Consider the following 19,830-nt stretch of genomic DNA (forward strand, 5'->3'; position numbering starts at 1 on the left):
TGCGTACCTGGCTGTTGCTCCGCCATGCCGCGCCACGTTCATTCTCCATCTCAACCGTCACTCAGAAGAACGGTCGAGACGCTCACATCCGTCGCGTGAAAGCGCCGCTAGACTATAAGGCGGTCGAAAGCTTCGAGAATGGTGGCCTGAGCAGCCTTTAACCTTGTCTCGAGCTCGGCGAACGTCGCGTCGCCGGAGGCGCGAGTCAGCAGCAATTTCAGGCCTTTCGGCGCCGACGCCGGATCAAATGAGCCAGCGAGCGTCAGGCGCAGGATCTGCGTCAGATCGTGCAGCAGTTGCCCGGCTGTCGCGAGGCGCTGGTGGTCCTCGGTTGAAATTATTCCTTCGGATGCCGCCGCCGCCAATGCCGCAAGCGTGTTCTGATCGAGTATTGCGGGATGTTCGGCGGCATGAATAAGTTGCAGATGCTGCACGATGAATTCGATATCGACAAGGCCGCCGCGCACCTGCTTCAGATCCCAGATGTCCGACGTTCCCTTTTCCGCCTCGATGCGGCGGCGCATGTCGTGAATGTCGGCAGCGATCAAGCGGCGATCTCGCGGCGTCGCGAGCACATTGCGGATTGCATCGTCCACGCGTCCAGCCAGAGACGCAGGGCCGCCAACGACACGCGCGCGCGTCAACGCCATGTGCTCCCAGGTCCATGCTTCATTCGCTTGATAGCTGATGAAGCTCGATAGGCGGGTTGCGACGGGGCCTTTCTGGCCGGACGGGCGCAAACGCATATCGACCTCATAGAGGGCGCCTTCTGCGGTATGCGCGGAGATTGCGTTGATGAGGCGCTGCGTCAAGCGAGTGTAGTAGTGGGATGGCGCGAGCGGCTTTTCTCCGTCCGACTGAGAGGCGCCGTCTTCGAAGTCATAGATAAGTATCAAATCGACATCGGACGCCGCCGCGAGTTCTCGCCCGCCGAGCTTGCCCATGCCGACGACCACGGCACTGCCACCCGGGACGCGGCCGTGCGCGTCCTCCATTTCGCGAGTGACCTCACGCAGCAAACTGGCGATCAGGCGTTCGGCAACTGTCGCGTAGGCGACGCCCGCCTCGGCGGCCGAGACGCTACCCGTCAAAATTCCTACACCAACCAGGAAGCGCTGCTCGCTGCCGATGACGCGCGCTGTATCGAGAATTTCCTGCATCGGATCGTTTTCGCTTCCCGCGCGCGCCGCGTTGAAAGCCTTCCGCAGTAGATCGTCGATCGCGTCACCGTCAACGCGGCTTCCAACCGCTTGCGGATCGAGCACGGCATCGAGGAGCCGACGACGTTTGGCGAGGCTCTGCGCGAGACGTGGCGCTGACCCCATAATGTCGGCGATTAGCCGGATCAGGCTCGGCTGCGCTTTGAGCAACGAAAAGAGCTGCACGCCTGACGGCAGGTTCGACAGAAACCGGTCGAAACCTGCGATGGCGGCGTCAGGATCAACCGTATCGGCAAGCGCCTGAATCAGTAGCGGCTGAACTTCCGTCAAACGTTCGCGCGCGCGCGGCGAACGCACGGAAGGTGTGCGGCCGTGATGCCAGCCACGCACAATGGCTAGAACCTGAGCGGGCTGGGAATATCCGATGCGGCGCAACTCTTCCAACGTCTGCGGATCGTCCGTGGCACCTGCGAACACCATGTTAGAGGCTTCGCCCGTCAGCGTCGGCGCGTCTTCAAATAGACCGGCATAGTGCGTTTCAACTGTTTCCAGCTGCGCGACGAGCGCGGCCGCGAGTGCCGCTTCATCGGCGTAGCCTGCGAAGCGGGCAAACGCCTCGATCGCGTCTGTCGCCTCGGGAATTTCGTGCGTCTGCTCGTCTGCGATCATCTGCAGCCGATGTTCGATACCGCGCAGATAGCGATAAGCTTCGGCCAGTTCCGTGTGAACGTCCGGCTTCACCCAACCGCGACGGTCGAGCGCGTCCAGTGCATCGAACGTAGCGCGTACACGCAGATCCGTTTGCCGGCCGCCTGCGATCAACTGCTGAGTCTGGACGAAGAATTCGATCTCGCGAATGCCGCCACGACCGAGCTTGACGTTCTGGCCGCGGACCTTGATGCCGCCGATCTCGCGATGAGCGTGGATCTGGCGCTTCATTGCATGAACGTCCGCAATGGCCGCGAAGTCGAGATATTTACGCCAGACAAACGGGGCAAGCTCACTGAGGAACGTCTCGCCTGCCTCGATGTCTCCGGCGATCGCGCGCGCTTTAATCATCGCCGCGCGCTCCCAGTTCTGGCCGACGGTTTCGTAATACCCGTGCGCTGCGACTGTCGAGAGCGCGATCTGCGTTGCGCCTGCGTCTGGACGAAGGCGCAGATCGGTACGGAAGACGTAGCCATCTTCCGTCCGCTCTTCGAGCAGAAGAACAAGATCGCGCGTCAAGCGAACGAAGAACGATTGGAGATCGCCGTCTCCTGCGAGACGGGAACGGTCGCGGTCAAAGAAGACCATGAGATCAATATCGCTTGAATAGTTGAGTTCGAAAGCGCCGAGCTTTCCCATCGCCAGCACGAAGTATCCCGATGCGTGTTCGGGAGTGGCGGGATCGGTCGGGCGCCACAGCCCTTTCTCTGCAGCGAGGCGAAACAGAAACCGCACGGACGTCTTAACGGTGAGATCGGCGCATTCCGACAGCGTGCGCGTAACCGTCATCACCGGCCAGACGTCTGCAAGATCTGCAAGCGCGCTGAGTAACGCGACCTCGGTTTTATAAAGACGCAGCGCGTGCTTGGCGGAGGCGAAATCCGGAGCGGATGCCATCGCAGCGGTGAGATTGTCGCTCAGCTCGGCGAAGAGACGTTCGGGTGATTGCGTCAGCACGCGTTCAAGCCGCGCGAGATCGCGAGTTGCGAGCGTTGTGAGGTAGAGCGAACCTTCAAAGGTGCCGCGCAGCAGTGCCGAAACGTTAGGATTGCGAATTGCTTCCGAGAGCGCGGGATAACGATCGGCTGCTTCGGCGACGAGAGTTGCCAACCGATCGGCGCCGGGGCCCGAAGGCCCGGAGATCGGAGCCGTCGTGATCCGGGAAGCGAGGCTCAATTCGATTTGATCATGCATCGGCTTATTGTGCCGCAATTCTATCCGCCGCGTCATAGGCCGGGCTGGGCGCAGTTACCAGACATTTACTGGAGAGCACCAGTACGACTTTCAGGCCGGGGTTATTATCTTCAAGACGAACTTCGCCGTGATGCAGCCTGGCGACCGCGGCGACAAGGCTGAGACCGAGGCCGGTTCCAGGCTTCGTGCGGCTGGCCTCCAGACGCACAAACCGTTTGAGCGCGCGTCCACGGTCATCCGGTTTTATGCCCGGGCCATGATCCGCGACTGCGATTGCAGCGCCGTCGTTTACGCGATTGACCGTTACGGTGATTGTGCTGCCCGGCTCTCCAGCTCGAGAATACTTGATCGCATTATCAATCAGGTTCGCAACGGCCTGACCGATAAGCTGGCGGTTCGCGCGCACGAATATCCCGTGCGCCTCTTCAATCGCGAGCGCAAATCCCGCCTCTTCGGCTGCGGGTGCATAAAGCTCGGCAACGTCTTCAACGAAGCGTCCAAGATCAAACGTCTCGACGCTTTCCTCCAATGGACCCGCTTCGAGGCGAGCGATCAGCAGGAGCGCATTGAATGTCTTTATGAGATCGTCGGCCTTTTCAATCGTGCGTTCCAAACCCTCGCGGTAGGCTTCGCCGCCACGGGGATCACGCAGCGCCGCTTCTGCTGCGTTGCGCAGCCGGTTGATCGGCGTTTTGAGATCGTGGGCGATATTGTCTGACACTTCGCGGAGGCCGTTCATCATGCCCTCCATGCGGTCGAGCATTTCGTTCAAGTTCGCAGCGAGTGCATCGAGCTCGCCGCCGCCGCCCGTCGGGATGCGCTGCGTGAGGTCGCCTTCCATGATCGAGCGGCTCGTCGCCGTAATCGTATCCATGCGATTGAGGATCAAGCGGCTGACGGCAAGGCCGCCGAGCAAGCCGACGAGCGAGAGCACGCCAAAGCCCCACAGAAACGCACGGCGGATCGAATCCGCGAACGTGCGCTGATCTTCGATGTCGCGCCCAACGATGAGGCGCATCTCGGTGCCAAGTTCTACGGGAATCGCGACGGCGAGGTGCGCGGCGCTTCCCTCCTCGAGATCGGGCTTATAGGAAAAGACGCCTCCCCTTGGATCATTCTCGATTTCGGGTGGAATGCGATTGAGGTTGCCGGCGATTTTCACGCCCGCACGATCCGCCAGATAGTAAAGGCCGGTTCCGTCCGTTCGCGACATCGAGCGAACGGTCTCGCTGAGCTTGGCAAGTCCGCCGGTTTGCATTTCCGACGACAGAATGCGCGCCTCGGCCTGCAGCCCGCCGAGGACCTGTCCGGTCAGCAGATTGTTCGTTTGCCAAAAGAGAAAGCCAACGACGACCGCCGCCGACAACAAGAAAAAAGCGACTGCGGCTGCGCTCAGTCCAAAGGCCGTCGTCGATGCTGCTTTGGCGACGCGCTCAAGCCGGGCCATCACGGATCGTGTATCCTGCGCCTCTAACGGTATGGAGGAGCGGTTTATCGAAGCTCTTGTCGATCTTCGCGCGCAACCGCGAAACGTGCACGTCTATGACGTTCGTTTGGGGATCGAAATGATAATCCCAGACGTGCTCCAGCAGCATCGTGCGCGTCACGACCTGTCCGGCATGCTTCATGAGATATTCGAGCAGACGATATTCGCGGGGCTGCAACAGGATGTGTTCGCCCGCGCGCGTCACGCGATGCGAGAGCCGGTCGAGAACGAGATCTCCAACTGTGTAGCGTGTCTGCTGTTCTTCGGGAACCGTGCGGCGGCCGAGCGCTTCAACGCGCGCCAGCAATTCGGAATAAGCGTAGGGCTTCGTGAGGTAGTCGTCGCCGCCTGCGCGCAATCCCTTCACGCGGTCGTCCACCTCGCCCAAGGCGGAAAGGATCAACGCCGGTGTGCGGTTGCCGTCCGCACGAAGTGTTTTTACGACGGACAGTCCATCGAGACGCGGCAGCATCCGGTCGACAATCAGAACGTCGTAGCTGCCGTCAGTCGCGAATGCCAAGCCTTCTTCACCATCGGCTGCAAGGTCAGCCGTGTGGCCGTTTTCCTTCAGGGATTTCTGCAGGAACTGCGCAGTCTCCCTATCGTCTTCGATTACAAGCACGCGCATGGCGATGTTCTGATCCTGGCCAACTGTGGGCTCAATCTTTAGCTGGACCTCCGCCAGACGTCGAGGCAGCCCCGTCTTTGGATCGACGGAGCTGCCAAAACTTGCCACGGCGTTAACCTCAGCCCTTCTTCGATGCGAGTTGTACCGCAACGAAACGCTTCTGGTCGGACGACTTGATGTGCAGGAGAACGGCCGTACGCTTCATATCTTCGGCCTTCTTGATGCCCGACGCCACATCTTCCGGCGAGTTGACCGCCTGACCTGAGACTTCAAGGATAACGTCGCCTGCCTTGATGCCCTTCTCGGCCGCTGCCGATGAGGGATCGACTTCGGCGATCGCAACACCCTCGTCGCTACCGCTGCCGCTGCGTGCGGGCATCAACGTCAATCCGAGCTGGCTCAGTTCGAGCTTCGATTTGTTCTCCTGGGCGCTGTTGTCATCCTGGTCCGGCACGCCGCTCATCGCAGCCTCGGCGTTCTTCGGGAAGAGACCGAGCTTCACCTTCAAGGACGTCTCAGAGTTGTTGCGCCATACCTTGATGTTGACCGGCGAATCCGGAGCGAGTTCTGCGATCTTGCGGGCGAGATCGCGGCTGTCCGAGATCTTGCTGTCATTGACCTGCAGGATTGCGTCCTGAGTCTTGATGCCGGCTGCGGCTGCCGGGCCGTTCGGAGTCACTTCGCTGACGAGAGCGCCGTGAGCCGTGGTCATGCCGATGCTTGCGGCGGTATCTTCGTCAACGTTCTGAATTTTGACGCCGAGCCAGCCACGCTTGACCGTGCCGCCGTTCCTCAGTTGGTTGACAACCTCGTTCACCGTCCTTGCTGGGACCGCGAACGCGATGCCGACGTTGCCGCCGGACGGCGAGAAGATGGCGGTGTTCACGCCGATAACTTCGCCTTCGAGGTTGAACGTCGGGCCGCCCGAGTTGCCACGGTTCACAGCCGCGTCGATCTGCAGATAGTCGTAGGGGCCGGAGCCGATGTCACGTGCGAGCGCCGAAACGATACCGGCCGTTACCGTGCCGCCGAGGCCGAACGGATTGCCCACGGCAAGCGCCCAGTCGCCAACGCGCGGGTCCTTCGACGAGAGTTTGACGGCGGGGAACGTCTTCTTGCTTTCAATCTTCAGCAGCGCCACGTCGGTGCGCGGATCGGTGCCGATCAGCTTCGCGTCGTATTTCGTTTCATCGCCGTCGAACTGAACCTGGATCTTAGTTGCGCCGTCGATGACGTGATTGTTCGTCACGACGTAGCCATCAGGCGAGATGACGAAGCCGGATCCCTGACCCTGAACGATCTTCGGGCGGCCGCCGTTGTCCTGGCCGAAATCCTTCGGCAGGTTCTTGAAGAAGTCATGCAGCGGGTGATCCGGGGGGAGATCGGGGAGCGCGAAGTTCGGGCCCTTCTTGTTATCGCCGCCCTTGCTGTTTTCGGCCACCTTCGAGGCGCCGCCATCGTTGACGACGGAAACGGACACGACCGACGGCTTCACGCGGTCGACGAGATCAGCGAAGGACATCGGCGCCTGGCCGAACGGCGTCTGCACCGTCTGCCCTGCGTTCGCATCTGCGCGGACAGGCTCAGCGGGAACAAGCGAACCAAAACCGAACGCGGCGACGGCGGCCAGCGCCACGATGGCAGGCACGACCTTGACGGGGCGGATAGTGCTGGATTTGGGCGAATTTGGTTGGGGAAGCGGCATACCTTAAATCTCCAGATTGAGCGGCGTTTCACGCCTCCTGGAGTGAGAGGTAATGCAGAAGGCATTACCGTCGCATGTCAGCGACGTTAACAGTTGGTAATCTGGAATTTAATTGCGGAATTAGGACGTCTTCGGATCGTCTGCGGCGAGTATTTTCGCCAGCTTCTCGCGCTCGCCTTCCGAAAGCGCTGCTGCGGGTTCACTGCGAGGGCGGGCAGCAGCGCGGGCCGCGAGTGTCAGGCCAGCCACGAAGATCAGGATCGGGCTGATCCATAACAGCAGCGTCGACAGCGAAAACGGCGGCCGCAAAAGTACAAACTCGCCATATCGCGCAACGATGTAGTCGAGCACTTGGGTGTCGCTATCCTTCGCCATGATGCGTTCACGCACGAGGCGGCGTAGGTCGGCGGCGAGCGGCGCATCGCTGTCGTCGATGGACTGGTTCTGGCAGACGAGGCAACGCAACTCCGCGGAGATCGTTCGTGCGCGTTGTTCCAGAACCGGGTCTGGCAGGATCTCGCTCGGTTGCACGGCGAAGGCCGGCGCCGCGGTGGCAGCCGTCATCACGCAGAGAACGAGCATCCGTGTCAAACGGGGCAGCATCGCAATTACTCCGCTGGTACCGGTGTCGGACGGCGCGAACGCGTAGGTGCGCCGACACGCAAACGACGGTCCGCCAGCGATATGCCGCCACCCAAGAACATGATCAAGGCGCCGATCCAGATGAAGCGCACGAGCGGGTTGAAATACGCGCGGACGGCAAAGCTATCGTTCGGCTGCCGATCACCGATGACGACGTAAAGATCGCCGGCCCACGACGCATAGATTCCTGCTTCGGTGGTCGGCTGAGGCGGCGCGTCGTAGATGCGTTTCGACGGCTGCAGGCGCGTTATTTCCTGACCTCCACGCGAGACGGTGAAATCGGCGAAGTCTTCGCGATAGTTCGGGCCGCGTCCTGCGTCGGTTCCCGTGAACGTGACATCGTAGCCGCCAACAGAGACCGTTTGGCCGGGGTTCATCGCGAGAATATGTTCCTCGCGATACGCGCTCGTCGCGACAATGCCGACGACCATCATGCCGACGCCGAAATGCGCGAACAACGTGCCGTATGCCGAACGCGGGAGGTTCATGGCTCGGCGCACTACTTCGTCGATGCCCGCCTTGCCTGCTTTGATCCGGTTTGCCCAATCAATGATCGCGCCAACCATCACGAAGACGCCGAGCGCAATGCCGAGCGGCGCCAGCGTGGGGCCACGGTGGCTGAGAGCGTAAATCGCGATCGCAACGCCGATGGCTGCCAATGCCGCGAACGTCAGGCGTTGCATGACGCCAAGAAGATCGCCGCGCTTCCAGGCCAGCATCGGACCGAAGGGTAGCGCGATCAACAGCGGGATCATCAACGGACCGAACGTCATGTCGAAGAACGGAGGACCGACGGAGATTTTCTCGCCAGTCAATCCTTCGAGCACCATCGGATAGAGCGTGCCGACGAGAACTGTCGCCGTGCTCGTTACCAGAATGAGATTGTTGAAGACGAGGCTGCCTTCGCGGCTGATCGGCTGGAAGAGTCCACCCGCCTGCATCTCCTTGGCGCGGAGAGCGAAGAGCGCAAGACCGCCGCCGGTGAAGATAATAAGGATCGCGAGGATGAAGACTCCGCGCGCCGGATCGACAGCGAAGGAATGGACCGAGGTCAGAACGCCAGAGCGCACGATGAACGTTCCCATCAGCGAGAGAGAGAACGTCAAAATCGCGAGCAATACGGTCCAGATCTTCAGCGCCTCGCGCTTTTCCATCACGAGAGCGGAGTGCAAAAGTGCGGTGCCCGCAAGCCAAGGCATGAAGGACGCGTTTTCAACTGGATCCCAGAACCACCAGCCGCCCCAGCCGAGTTCGTAATACGCCCACCACGATCCCATGGCGATGCCGATAGTGAGAAACATCCAAGCGGCGAGTGTCCATGGGCGCACCCAACGCGCCCACGCTGCGTCGATGCGGCCTTCCATCAGAGCGGCGATGGCGAATGAGAAGGCAATCGAGAAGCCGACGTATCCGGTGTAGAGAAATGGCGGGTGGAAGGCGAGCGCCGGGTCTTGCAAAATCGGATTGAGACCGCCGCCATCCGATGGCGCGGGATCGAGGCGTAGGAACGGGTTCGACGTCACAACCGTGAAGAGCAGGAATGCGACGGCGACGGCCGCCTGCACGCTCAGCACGCGTGCCTTCAGCGTCGGCGGCAGGTTGTTTCCGAAGGCTGCAACGGCGGCGCCGAAGAGCGCCAGGATCAAACACCAAAGCAGCATCGAGCCTTCGTGATTGCCCCAGACTCCAGCGATCTTGTAGATCATCGGTTTCGTCGAATGCGAGTTCGCGGCAACGTTTGCAACCGAGAAATCGGACGTAACGTAGGCGTGCATCAGCGCCAGGAACGCGATTGCCAGAAGGAAGAATTGCGATACCGCTGCCGGTTCGGCCACGCGCATCATGCGATCGTCGCGGAAGTGCGCGCCAGCGGCCGGAATAACGGTCTGCACGGTTGCTACGAGCAACGCCAGAATCAATGCGAAGTGTCCGAACTCGACGATCACGCGATAGATCTCCCGACGAGAATCTTTATTGAGTTTCCGTCTTTGGCGCACCTGGATGCGCGCCAGATCCGAGTTTTACACCGCGCGCTTCGAGGGAATTCGCCACCTCGCGCGGCATGTAGTTTTCATCGTGCTTCGCCAGAACGCTATCGGCCTGGAAACCGCCCGATCCGTCAAGCACGCCTTCCGCAACCACGCCCTGCCCTTCGCGAAACAGATCGGGAAGAACGCCGGTGAACACAACCGGGATTTCCTTCAGCGTATCCGTGACCTTGAATTTTACCGTACTGCCTTCGTGGGTAACGGAGCCAGCTTCGACGAGACCGCCAAGGCGAATGCGCTGACCGGCCTGGACACCCTTCTCGAGTATATCGCTTGGCGTGTGAAAGAAGACGACGCTGTCCTTCAGTGCGAACATGACAAGGATCAGCGCCAGCGCGAGTGTCGCCACGCCACCGCCGATAACGAGACCGCGTTTTTCTTTCCGTGTCATCTATCCGACCCGATCATGAGAACCCTTAACCTCCAAGACCGAGTTGCTTTGCCAAGCCCTCGACCCGAGCCAAACCGGGCTTGTCGTCTTTAAGTTTATCTCGGGCTTCACCCAGCGCCTTCTCCGCATCATCTCGCCGACCGAGAACCTGATACGCGCGGATGAGTTTTATCCAACCTTCCGTGTCGCTGCCATCGGACTTGAGGCGCTCTGCGAGACCAGCGACCATGCGGCCGACGAATGCCTCGCGTTCGGCGGGAGACATTGCGGCGACTGCTGCAACGTCAGGAGCTTGCGGCGCGGATGGCTGCGTCTGCGCAGGGGTTTGTGTTTGCGGCCCCGCGGCCGACTTACCGTCGGGCGCTGGTTGCGGCGCGCTTCCGGGCGTTTCCAGGCTCGCGACGCGGGCTTCCAGCATCTTCTTCCACGGCGCATCGACTGGTGCTTCCGCGACCAGTTTGCGGTAGTCCGCCGCCGCTTCGGCGAGCTTCCCATCCTGCTCTTTCGCAAGGGCGAGCCAGATTTGCGCTTCGTGGCGCTTGGGATCGATAACGAGAAGCCGCTCAAGCGCGCGGCGTGCGTCTTCCGGGATGACGCCATTCTCAAGACGGATACGAGAGTTCGCAAATCCCTGCAGACGCTGAGGCGTTTCAGAGATCAATCGCATTGCATTCGCGTATGCCGTTGCAGCATCCGCGTAACGACCCATCGAATAATAGACAGGTGCCAACACGTCCCAACCCGTTCCGTCATTGGGGTTGTTGCGCAGATGCGCTTCAACCTTGGCGACGAGATCGTTGGGCTTCTGAGCGTCCACCGCTTCCGCGAGACGCTCGCTCAACGGATAGTCGGGAGCACCCGGTGCGCCGAGGCCCAAATAGAGACCAAGGCTCGCGAGGGGAAGCAGGATCAGCATTGCCAGCGATAGGCCAAACTTGCCGGACCGGGATGACGCTTCGGCATTCGATGGTTCGGTCGCAGAACCCATGTCTCCGGATGATGTCGTTTCCGGTTGAGCCGACGAGCGTAGCAGGCGGCGGGCGATTTCGGCACGCGCACTTTCAGCTTCGGCGGGAAGCAGAGATCCGCGCGCCTCGTCGGCCGCGATTTCTTTCAGCTGGTCCTTGTAGACGGCAATATCGGCCGCGGCATCGGCGGCGCGGGCGCTTCCAAACGCATCAACCGTGCGTGTGCGCATCAACGGCCGGGTAATGGCGAGCGTCACTGCAGCGACGAGCCCGGCCAATGAAATCCAAAATAACATCGTCGCGCGATCCTTGAGCCTCAAATCAGGGAATAGGATCGCTGGCGCGGCCAAACAAGCCAACTCGCCCGGCGTAGCTCATCTGTCGCGGATGGCGCTTAATCTATTCTGGCAAAGCGCAAATCTTCGCTGCACTGCGTCATCCGACGTTGTGCCATCTCCCATCGGGCTCGCGGCAAGCCGTGCCACGCATCTGCTGCGGACGGCCATCGATATAAACGGTATGCGTGTAATCACGGCAGTCGGCAACACCGCGCTTATAAGGGCGGCTCGGAATGACCTCGCCATAGTGACCGGAATCAGGATCGCGCCACTGACGTGATACGCCCGATTGGCCCCGCTCTAGCGCATCGAATTCGGCTTCCTGGGCCAGCTGACGGTCACGCTCATCCATTTTGCGGCCGATTTCGCTGCCAACGATACCACCGACAACAGCGCCCGCGACGGTCGCCAATACGTTGCCACGGCCCTTGCCGATCTGGTTGCCGACGACGCCACCCGCGACGCTGCCCAACACAAGACCGGTGTTGCTGTTATCAATTCCTCCCTGGCCATTGCTGCAGCCTGCAAGCAGGGCAACTGCCATCATCGGAATTGCAAAGCGCGGCACGCGCATGGTGAACCTCTTTTCGGCTTCTTCCCCCGCGCCTGCGGCCACAGCTCGGCGCTTTTCGATATCCCTCGCTAGACTGATATTGTGCCGCGGACAAGGCAGCAATCCACTGTAAATCCAGCTGTTGTGCCCCTCGGAAGACGGCCTGTTGCTTCTCGGCACCCCTGCAAATCGCACACCAAAGGCGATCAAGCTGCCGGAAGAAAGAGAATCGCCTTCAGGCCACCATGGCCGGAAGCCTCCAGAGCGAGGCGGCCGTGATAGGACGCCGCCAGATCGTTCACGATGGACAATCCGAGGCCCGATCCCGGCTTGCTTTCATCGAGACGAAGTCCGCGTTTGCCGATTTTCGTCCGTTCTTCAGCGGAAAGGCCGGGCCCATCGTCTTCGACCGAGATGCGGATCTGCCGCCGCCGCGTGGCCACTTCCTGCGGCTCGATGGACGCCGCCAGATAGACCCGGCTCCGTCCCCACTTGCAGGCATTGTCGAGCAGATTCCCGAGCATCTCTTCGAGGTCCTGCTTTTCACCCTGAAACTTGGCGCCGTCTTCAATCGTGAAGCTGATGGCGATCCCCTTCTCGGCGTGGATACGCTCGATCGTGCGAATCAACGGCTCGACCGTTTCCTCGACCGGCGTCACCCGACCAATCACGCCTGCGCGGGCGGCCATGCGCGCTCGATCGAGATAGTGGCCGATCTGGTCCCGCATAAGCTGGGCTTGCTCCGCAACTTTTTCGCCAGCCTTCGTGCTGTCGTCGCGCGCCTCGTTGATGATCACGGCGAGCGGCGTTTTCAATGCATGGGCCAGATTGCCGACCTGAGTGCGCGCCCGGTCGATGATGTCCTGATTAGACTCGATAAGAGCGTTCAATTCCGTCTGCAACGGCTCGATTTCGGCGGGCAGCTTGCCTTCCAGGCGCTCGACCTTGCCAGACCGGATGCTCGCGAGGCCGCGTTCGATACGGCGCAGCGGCAAAAGACCGAAGCGGACCTGAAAGACCGTCGCCGCCAAAAGGCCGAGGCCAACGAGCGACAGCGCACTCGAGAGGCGTGCGCGGAATTTCGCGATCGTCTCTTCGAACCAATCCATCGGACCCGCGACGATGATCGAATATCGCGTGTGTTCGGGGTCGTGGCCGGGTGAATCGATGAACTCAAGGATGCGAATGGTGGAGCCCGTCGGGCCGGGAACGTTCATCCAGCGGGTGCCCGTGTCGTCCGTTGGGAATTTGCGATCGTAGGGCGACGGCAGAATGCCTGTGGCGAGCGATGGCGAGACAAGGCGCAGGCCCGGAGCGCCATCGATCGGATGGATCTGCCAATACCATCCCGATTGCGTCACCTCGAAAAGCGGCTCGTAAAGGTTCGGCGGAAGAACCGGAATGTCGCCGGTCGTGCTCATGCTGTCGATGGTGATCTGCGTGAGCAGCTTCTTCAATTGCGCATCGAAGCTCAGCTGTACGTCTTCGCGATAGAGCGAGTAGATCAGATAGCCGGCGAGCGGCAGCGCCAGCAGCGTCCATGCTGCAGCGGTCGCGAAGAGCCTCAACGCGAGCGAATTAAGCCTCATCTGCTCCGTGGCTCATGCGGTAACCGAGACCGCGCACGGTCTGGATAACATCGCCGGGGATTTTCTTGCGAAGGCGGCCGATGAAAACTTCGATCGTGTTCGAGTCACGGTCGAAATCCTGATCGTAGAGATGCTCCACGAGTTCCGTGCGCGACACGACGCGACCGTTATGGTGCATCAGATACGCCAAGAGCCGGAACTCGTGCGAGGTCAGCTTCACCGGCTGGCCTTCGCAGGTGACGCGCGCCGACTTCGTATCGAGCCGCACAGGCCCGCATTCGATCTCGGATTTGACGTGACCCGACGCGCGGCGGATCTGGGCGCGTACTCGCGCCAGCAGTTCCTCCATGTGGAAGGGCTTGGCCAGGTAATCGTCAGCACCCGCATCCATGCCCGCAACCTTGTCACTCCAGCGATCACGTGCCGTCAGCAGGATCACCGGCATCTTGCGATCGCTTCGCCGCCATTGCTCGAGGATGGAAATGCCGTCCATCTTCGGCAGGCCGATATCGAGGATAACGACGTCGTAGGGTTCGGTATCACCCAGAAAATAGCCTTCCTCGCCATCCTCCGCCTTGTCGACGGCGAATCCCGCGTCGCTGAGGGCTGTGACGAGCTGACGGTTCAGATCTTTATCGTCTTCTACTACGAGCGCGCGCACGCCAATTCGCCTCCCTGATGCCCCTTGGACGTCATCCTATAATGGAGAAAACAACAAAGCGCAGCCAGCACTCCTCATCGCACCCTTGCAGTCATGATGGTGGTTTTGAGTTCTCCCGCTGGGCCGCGGATCACTAGACGATAGAAATAGCCGTCGTCAGACCGGCAAAGCGTCATTTTCACAAGTGTCCCTACGCCATCGGCGGCCAGGGATTTCGCAACTTCCTCGACAGTAATCAGGTTCTCGCGGCGGACGATTTGACCGGCGAGCCCCCAATCGGTCATGCAGTCTGCGGCTGACGCCGGGGCGGACAGCGCGCCTGCTGCCGCCGCGATCATCGCAACCGCTGTCCTCGATCCTGCCATCGGCACTCTTTCAGAACTTCCCCCAGATAAGAATATCGCGTTGAACGGGCGATGAATACCTCAGTCGGCCCGTTCAAAATCGTCCGCGCTCCTAGTCCTTAACTTTGCGGAGGGCCAACGGTGTGTCGGCTTTGAGGCGGCCGTAAATCGCGAGAATGGTTCCGAAAAGTGCGGTTAACGCCTGAGCCAGCGTCACGGCCTGGTCGCCGAAAACCTGGATGACGTCCGCAGGGATGACGATCCCCACCGCCGGACCGAGCGCCGGGATCACGGTGGCGGCGGCCGTAATCAGCGTGCCCCAAATCGTGCGCGAGCGGGCCCACGATTTGCTTGCCTCATCGAGTTCTGACGCGTTCGTTTTCGTGTTGGCCATGGTGCTTTCTCCTTTTGCGATTTGATCGGGCTGCAACGGCCCACGATTGAGAGGATCGACTTTCGACCAGTCCTTGGCTCGTGCGAGTGTTGTGTCGACGCGCTTCAGCCACCCTCGACCGAAGCGACTGAAGTGCGGGAGCGCTCGATAGCGGCCACGGCGTATCTCGGCGTATGCGTCCAGCAGTGCGAAGAGGTCGTGCGTGCGCGCTCTGGCGATGGTCTCAGGTCCGATCTCGCCGTCGACGGCAACGCGCAGCGCCGTCTGCAACATGCGTGCAGCGGCGCCGACACCGTGATTGACAGCGGTATCGAAGTGCATCAGCGCCAGCGGGGCCGCGAATTCCGTGCACGACGCTTTCCGGAAGTAGCGCTGCCGGTAGATCGTCTCGACGGTGGAAGCTGGAATGCGCTTCAGCTCCGAAATCAGCTTTGAACGAGAACTGGAGTCGAGCCTCTTACCCGTGAAGGCCGCGTAGACTTCCAGCGTTATGCCACGATTGGTCGGGCCGCCGGGGTCTTGCGGATCATTGGAATAGCCGCCCTCCATTTCGAGGACATGCGCAAGCGCCTTGACGAAGATTTCGTTTCCGGCGTTCGCCGTCTCTCTATCCTTCGGCCAGCGAAATCCAAGAAGCCGCGACCTCGCAAATTTTGCGACTGAGACCGCATCGTTTTGATTGCCGCCGAGAAGATAGAGATTGCTGCTCGACTCTCCGATCAGGAAGCCGACGTGCCCGGCGCCTGGATTGCTTCCGCGCGACAACACCGTCACCGCGCCAAGGCGTCCGCTGTCTAGAGACGTCCCCCAATTGAGATATGAGCGCGCTAACAGGGAGCCCGTTCCGGAGCGCCCGCTACGCTTCAGCATTGCGCCTGCAAACGCTGCACACCAAGGTGTTGTCTCGCTGCGGGTCACGGCATCTCCCGCCTCGCGGAAATAGCGGATGATCTCCGGCGCATCGGTGCTACCGGGAATTTCGCGCACGCCAAATTCGGCCCACGCGGCGGCGAGCCACGGAGGTTGGTCCATGTCTGTCATCACTTTCTGCTAGGGATTTGGAACAAGCGAAGTCAGTCGTCGATGGCGGCCACAGGCACCTAAAGGACGGCAAAACGGGGCGGGCTGCGTCCGAAGATCGTGTTGGTCTGATAGATCGCGACGCTCACTGAGGACTGCACGCTTCCAAAGTCGGCAACTTGGGCAGCTTCCGAATACACGGCGTCCGGACTGGACGTTGCTAGCGTGCGCTTCACGGTACTGCCGTCCAGAATATCGATTTCGTAGCTTTCCCGTTCTTCACCCAGCGGCACATCAGCCACGTCCCAGTTGTCGCCGCTTGTCCGCGTGCGGCGTATCCAGGACAGTTTGAGATCGCGACCGTCTCGCGCCCCTTTGATGTGGGCTGGCGATAGCGGACGCAGTCCGAGACCGCGATACGCGAACGGCTCCGTCACATAGGAGTCGTCGCCGATATCCCGGTTGCCCGGTCCGTAGCGCCAATTCAGTTGTACAAGTCCGATCGGCGGGGATAAGTTTCTCCCGCGAGACGCGTTGTTCTCAAAAGAAACGGCTCAGGTAGGCGCTCGCCTCGTCCGAGAGTCCGACGATCTTGTTCGTCGCCTGGCGATAGAGTTTGAAATTCAGTTCGGTGCCAGGCTGCCCGTCGTTCCAATCGGTCAGCGATCTGAGTTCGCGCCGACCCAGAGGCCGTTTCGCGATGGCCGTACGCTGAACGACAATGCTGACTCGTGGTGTTTGACGCGCAACGCCGGTTTTCCTGGCGACCGCCTGCACCGACGTCACGACGCCGCGCGCGATCAACCCCTGCCCGCCCTCGTTCTCGCTTGCAAAAAGAAAAATGGCATCGCCCTCGGCGATGGCCTTGCCGCCGTACATGGTCTTTGCCGCAGCAAACGTCAGCGTCTTCGCGTTGAGATCCCGAATCTCGGCCTTGATCGCAAAAGCCATCCGCCGAATTCCTCAGCCGCCCGACGGCGTCAGGCCTCTTCACCTAAGTCCGGAATAATGTACTTCCAGTAGTTTTCTTCCTTCACGCGGCGTTCGCTCATCGCGAAGCTGCGGACGGAGATGCCCGCCTGATGCACCGTTTCGGGCGTTCCGGAAACGAGCGGGTGCCACCACGGCAGATCACGGCCCTCCGATACGATGCGATAGCCGCAGGTGGAAGGAAGCCACGAGAGTTCGCGCGCGCGTGCAACATCGATCTCAAGACAGTCGGGCATCTTACTGAAACGATTCGCATAATCCTTGCAGCGGCACGTTTTGACATCGAGCATGCTGCAGGCAAGCTTCGTCAGATAGATTTGCGCCGTGTCCTCGTCTTCGAGCTTGACGAGGCAACAGCGTCCGCAGCCGTCGCAGAGTGCCTCCCATTCGGTGCGGCTCATAGCGTCGAGCTGTTTGCTTTTCCAGAATGGAAGGCTGTCGCCGTCCAACATCACGTCTTGTCCATCCTCAGCGCGTGTGGCGCTGCCAACACAATTTGGTCGACTTGGAGCGGCTAACGTCCGAAAAATCCGTGCTATGCCGGGCTGATCCGGAAAACGCGGACCTGTGCCTGAAAAACTCTCTCACGATCGCCGTCAAGGGCTTATGACGGTGCCGTGGCTATGGCAAGGGGTGGCATGGTCACGGATAGCTTTCCAGTCTTCGGCGGCTGGCTGATGCGCGGATACGACGGGAACGGAACGCAGACTTGAACGAGTGGTTCTTCAAGCAAGGCGGGCGCCATCGATTCATCGATTGGCTCAGCCTCGATTCCAAGATCAACTCCGCGCTCGGAGAAGCGTGGTCGCGGACTAAAGACCATTGGAACGCGGGATCGAGCTACTTCGCCCGCTTTCAGCTCGTCGGCTGGCGCCGCCTTCTCAACGAGTTCGCCTCCGAAGGCCTGACGATGATGTTCGGCGGTTTCGTCGTGCTCTATGGGCTCGCGCTTCCGGCCTTTCAGGAATTCGACGAAAGCAAATTTCTCACCGGCAAGTTCGCCGTGACGTTTCTTGATGTGAACGGCAACGAGATCGGCAAGCGCGGCATTCTGCATAACGACGCCGTTCCGCTCGACGACATTCCCGACGTTCTGATCAAGGCGACTCTTTCGACGGAAGACCGGCGCTTCTTCGATCACTACGGCATCGACGTTTACGGAACGATGCGCGCGCTGTTGACGAACGTGCAAGCGAACGAGGTTGTGCAAGGCGGCTCGACGCTGACGCAGCAGCTTGCCAAAAACTTGTTCCTGTCGTCAGAGCGGTCTCTGCAGCGCAAGGTCAAAGAGCTCTTTCTCGCGTTCCTGCTGGAAAGCCGGTACACGAAGCGCGAAATCCTGAAACTCTACTTCGACCGCGCTTACATGGGCGGCGGCACCTTCGGCGTTGAAGCGTCGTCACAGTATTATTTCGGCAAGTCGGTGCGCGACATCACCATGCCGGAAGCCGCCATGCTCGCCGGGCTTTTCAAAGCTCCGTCCAAATATTCGCCGTTGGTCGATCTCGCGGCGTCGCGCGCGCGTACCAATCAGGTTCTCGATAACCTCGTCGATGCGGGATACTACACGGCTGGTCAGGTGCACTCCGCGCGTATGAACCCAGCGCGCATCGTCGAAACCCGCATGAACACCAGTCCCGACTGGTATCTCGACTGGGCGTTCGAAGAGGTTCAGCGGCTGGCCGAGGGCAAGGGACAATACGTTCTGACGGCACGGACGACTGTTGATCTTTCACTGCAACGGCAGGCCGAAGAGGCACTCAATGCCGCGCTCAAAAAGGGCAGCCGAGCGGACCGCTTCAACTCCGGCGCTATCGTCGTCATGGAAACGGACGGCAAGGTGCGCGCCATCGTCGGCGGGCCAGACTACGGCGAGAGCCAGTTCAACCGCGCGACGCGCGCCAAGCGTCAGCCTGGGTCATCGTTCAAAGTCTACGTTTACGCGGCGGCGCTCGAAAACGGGTACACCCCCGACACGGTCGTGCGCGATGCTTCGCGCTCGTGCGGACGATGGTCACCCTCCAACTACGGCGGCGGCGGCGGATCAGGTGCGCGCATGCCACTCTGGTCGGCACTTGCTCGCTCTCTGAATACGGTCGCGACGGAACTCTCCTTCGCTGTCGGGCGCGAGAAGGTTATCGAGATGACGCAGCGGCTCGGCATCGAAGGCGTGAAGAAAACCTGCTCCATGGCGCTCGGCGACGGCGGCATCACCGTTCTCGAACACACCGGCGGCTTCGCTACGTTTGCCAACGGTGGCCACTTGGCGCGGCCTTACGGCATCCTCGACATTACGACGTCGCGCGGCGACCTGCTTTATTCGCGCGAACGCGATGAGCCGCCTGCTCCGCAGGTGATTTCGAAGAAGGTCGCGGAAGGAATGAATACGATGCTGAACCGCGTCGTCACGCAAGGTACGGCTCTGGCTGCGAACCTCGACTTCACCAACGTCGCGGGTAAGACGGGTACCTCGACGGGTCCGAAGGATGCGTGGTTCATGGGCTTCACCGGCAAGTACGTTGCGGGCGTCTGGATCGGCAACGACGACAATCATGCGATGCGCACCGGCGTTACCGGCGGACACCACGCCGCGCCGATCTGGCACGATCTGATGACGGTCGCGCATACCGACATGAACATCCCGACGATCCCGGGGCTTGCACCGCATCCGCGTCAGATCGAAGAGCAACAACGCGTCGCTGCGTTGAAAGCGGCGCAGGTTGCGGCTGGCATCGATCCAGCGACGAACGCCAGAACCGCGGATGCACAGAAGAACGAACGCGTGATGTCGGATAAAACACGAACCGCACTCAAGAGCCTCGGGATTGCTCTGCGCAAAGCAGGCGGCATTGCGGATGAGCCCGCGCAACCTGCTCCAGGCGATCCTAAAGCGCCTGCTCCCGCAACGCCTGGCGAACGTCCTGATCGCCGCGCGACGCTGTTCGGCACCGATCCGCTCGCACCTCGCTCAGGGCCGGCACCAGCCGCGCCCGGCGTTCAGTAGCGCGAGG

General features: G+C 60.8%; 17 protein-coding genes. 1 reads left to right on the forward strand and 16 read right to left on the reverse strand.

The window, feature by feature from the left end; all coding sequences use genetic code 11:
- Nucleotides 1-107: 107 nt before the first annotated feature.
- The 16 genes from DLM45_RS00300 to DLM45_RS00375 form a co-directional block, all read right to left on the reverse strand.
- Nucleotides 108-3,062, reverse strand: coding sequence for a bifunctional [glutamine synthetase] adenylyltransferase/[glutamine synthetase]-adenylyl-L-tyrosine phosphorylase (locus tag DLM45_RS00300; RefSeq protein ID WP_246317083.1), 2,955 nt, complete (start codon nt 3,060-3,062; stop codon nt 108-110).
- A gap of 4 nt (nt 3,063-3,066) precedes the next feature.
- Nucleotides 3,067-4,509, reverse strand: coding sequence for a sensor histidine kinase (locus tag DLM45_RS00305; protein ID WP_210269767.1), 1,443 nt, complete (start codon nt 4,507-4,509; stop codon nt 3,067-3,069).
- Complete coding sequence (locus DLM45_RS00310; RefSeq protein WP_181338130.1) at nt 4,496-5,176, reverse strand: response regulator transcription factor; 681 nt, start codon at nt 5,174-5,176, stop codon at nt 4,496-4,498. The genes DLM45_RS00305 and DLM45_RS00310 overlap by 14 nt, the downstream gene beginning before the upstream one ends.
- Nucleotides 5,177-5,294: 118 nt before the next feature.
- The gene (locus DLM45_RS00315; RefSeq protein WP_181335021.1) at nt 5,295-6,881 is read right to left on the reverse strand and encodes a Do family serine endopeptidase; all 1,587 of its coding nucleotides are present in this window, start codon (nt 6,879-6,881) and stop codon (nt 5,295-5,297) included.
- 120 nt (nt 6,882-7,001) lie between these two features.
- Complete coding sequence (locus DLM45_RS00320; protein WP_181335022.1) at nt 7,002-7,484, reverse strand: cytochrome c-type biogenesis protein; 483 nt, start codon at nt 7,482-7,484, stop codon at nt 7,002-7,004.
- Nucleotides 7,485-7,489: 5 nt separating this feature from the next.
- Nucleotides 7,490-9,469, reverse strand: coding sequence for a heme lyase CcmF/NrfE family subunit (locus tag DLM45_RS00325; protein ID WP_181335023.1), 1,980 nt, complete (start codon nt 9,467-9,469; stop codon nt 7,490-7,492).
- 25 nt (nt 9,470-9,494) lie between these two features.
- Nucleotides 9,495-9,962 (reverse strand): cytochrome c maturation protein CcmE, encoded by a 468-nt coding sequence (gene ccmE / locus DLM45_RS00330; RefSeq protein WP_181335024.1) that lies wholly within the window; start codon nt 9,960-9,962, stop codon nt 9,495-9,497.
- A gap of 25 nt (nt 9,963-9,987) precedes the next feature.
- Complete coding sequence (gene ccmI / locus DLM45_RS00335) at nt 9,988-11,226, reverse strand: c-type cytochrome biogenesis protein CcmI (protein ID WP_181335025.1); 1,239 nt, start codon at nt 11,224-11,226, stop codon at nt 9,988-9,990.
- Nucleotides 11,227-11,365: 139 nt separating this feature from the next.
- Nucleotides 11,366-11,842 (reverse strand): RT0821/Lpp0805 family surface protein, encoded by a 477-nt coding sequence (locus tag DLM45_RS00340; RefSeq protein ID WP_181335026.1) that lies wholly within the window; start codon nt 11,840-11,842, stop codon nt 11,366-11,368.
- A 185-nt stretch (nt 11,843-12,027) separates the two neighbouring features.
- A complete protein-coding gene (locus DLM45_RS00345) occupies nt 12,028-13,410 on the reverse strand; it encodes a sensor histidine kinase (RefSeq protein WP_181335027.1) in 1,383 nt (460 codons plus the stop codon).
- Nucleotides 13,400-14,071 carry a response regulator gene (locus tag DLM45_RS00350; RefSeq protein ID WP_181335028.1) on the reverse strand — a complete coding sequence of 224 codons (672 nt, stop codon included), beginning with the start codon at nt 14,069-14,071 and terminating at the stop codon, nt 13,400-13,402. Before DLM45_RS00350 ends, DLM45_RS00345 begins: the two co-directional genes overlap by 11 nt.
- Nucleotides 14,072-14,145: 74 nt before the next feature.
- Nucleotides 14,146-14,436 (reverse strand): hypothetical protein, encoded by a 291-nt coding sequence (locus DLM45_RS00355; RefSeq protein ID WP_181335029.1) that lies wholly within the window; start codon nt 14,434-14,436, stop codon nt 14,146-14,148.
- 91 nt (nt 14,437-14,527) lie between these two features.
- The gene (locus tag DLM45_RS00360; protein ID WP_181335030.1) at nt 14,528-15,841 is read right to left on the reverse strand and encodes a TIGR02594 family protein; all 1,314 of its coding nucleotides are present in this window, start codon (nt 15,839-15,841) and stop codon (nt 14,528-14,530) included.
- 68 nt (nt 15,842-15,909) lie between these two features.
- Complete coding sequence (locus DLM45_RS00365) at nt 15,910-16,266, reverse strand: hypothetical protein (protein ID WP_181335031.1); 357 nt, start codon at nt 16,264-16,266, stop codon at nt 15,910-15,912.
- 103 nt (nt 16,267-16,369) lie between these two features.
- Nucleotides 16,370-16,780 carry a hypothetical protein gene (locus DLM45_RS00370; RefSeq protein WP_181335032.1) on the reverse strand — a complete coding sequence of 137 codons (411 nt, stop codon included), beginning with the start codon at nt 16,778-16,780 and terminating at the stop codon, nt 16,370-16,372.
- 29 nt (nt 16,781-16,809) lie between these two features.
- Nucleotides 16,810-17,271: a YcgN family cysteine cluster protein gene (locus DLM45_RS00375; RefSeq protein ID WP_181335033.1), complete on the reverse strand. Its 462-nt coding sequence runs from the start codon at nt 17,269-17,271 to the stop codon at nt 16,810-16,812.
- Between the two features lie 257 nt (nt 17,272-17,528).
- Here DLM45_RS00375 and DLM45_RS00380 point away from each other — a divergent pair, with 257 nt between their 5' ends.
- A complete protein-coding gene (locus DLM45_RS00380) occupies nt 17,529-19,823 on the forward strand; it encodes a transglycosylase domain-containing protein (protein ID WP_181335034.1) in 2,295 nt (764 codons plus the stop codon).
- Nucleotides 19,824-19,830 lie beyond the last annotated feature (7 nt).

This window comes from Hyphomicrobium methylovorum (genome assembly GCF_013626205.1).
Taxonomy (GTDB): Bacteria; Pseudomonadota; Alphaproteobacteria; order Rhizobiales; family Hyphomicrobiaceae; genus Hyphomicrobium_B; species Hyphomicrobium_B methylovorum.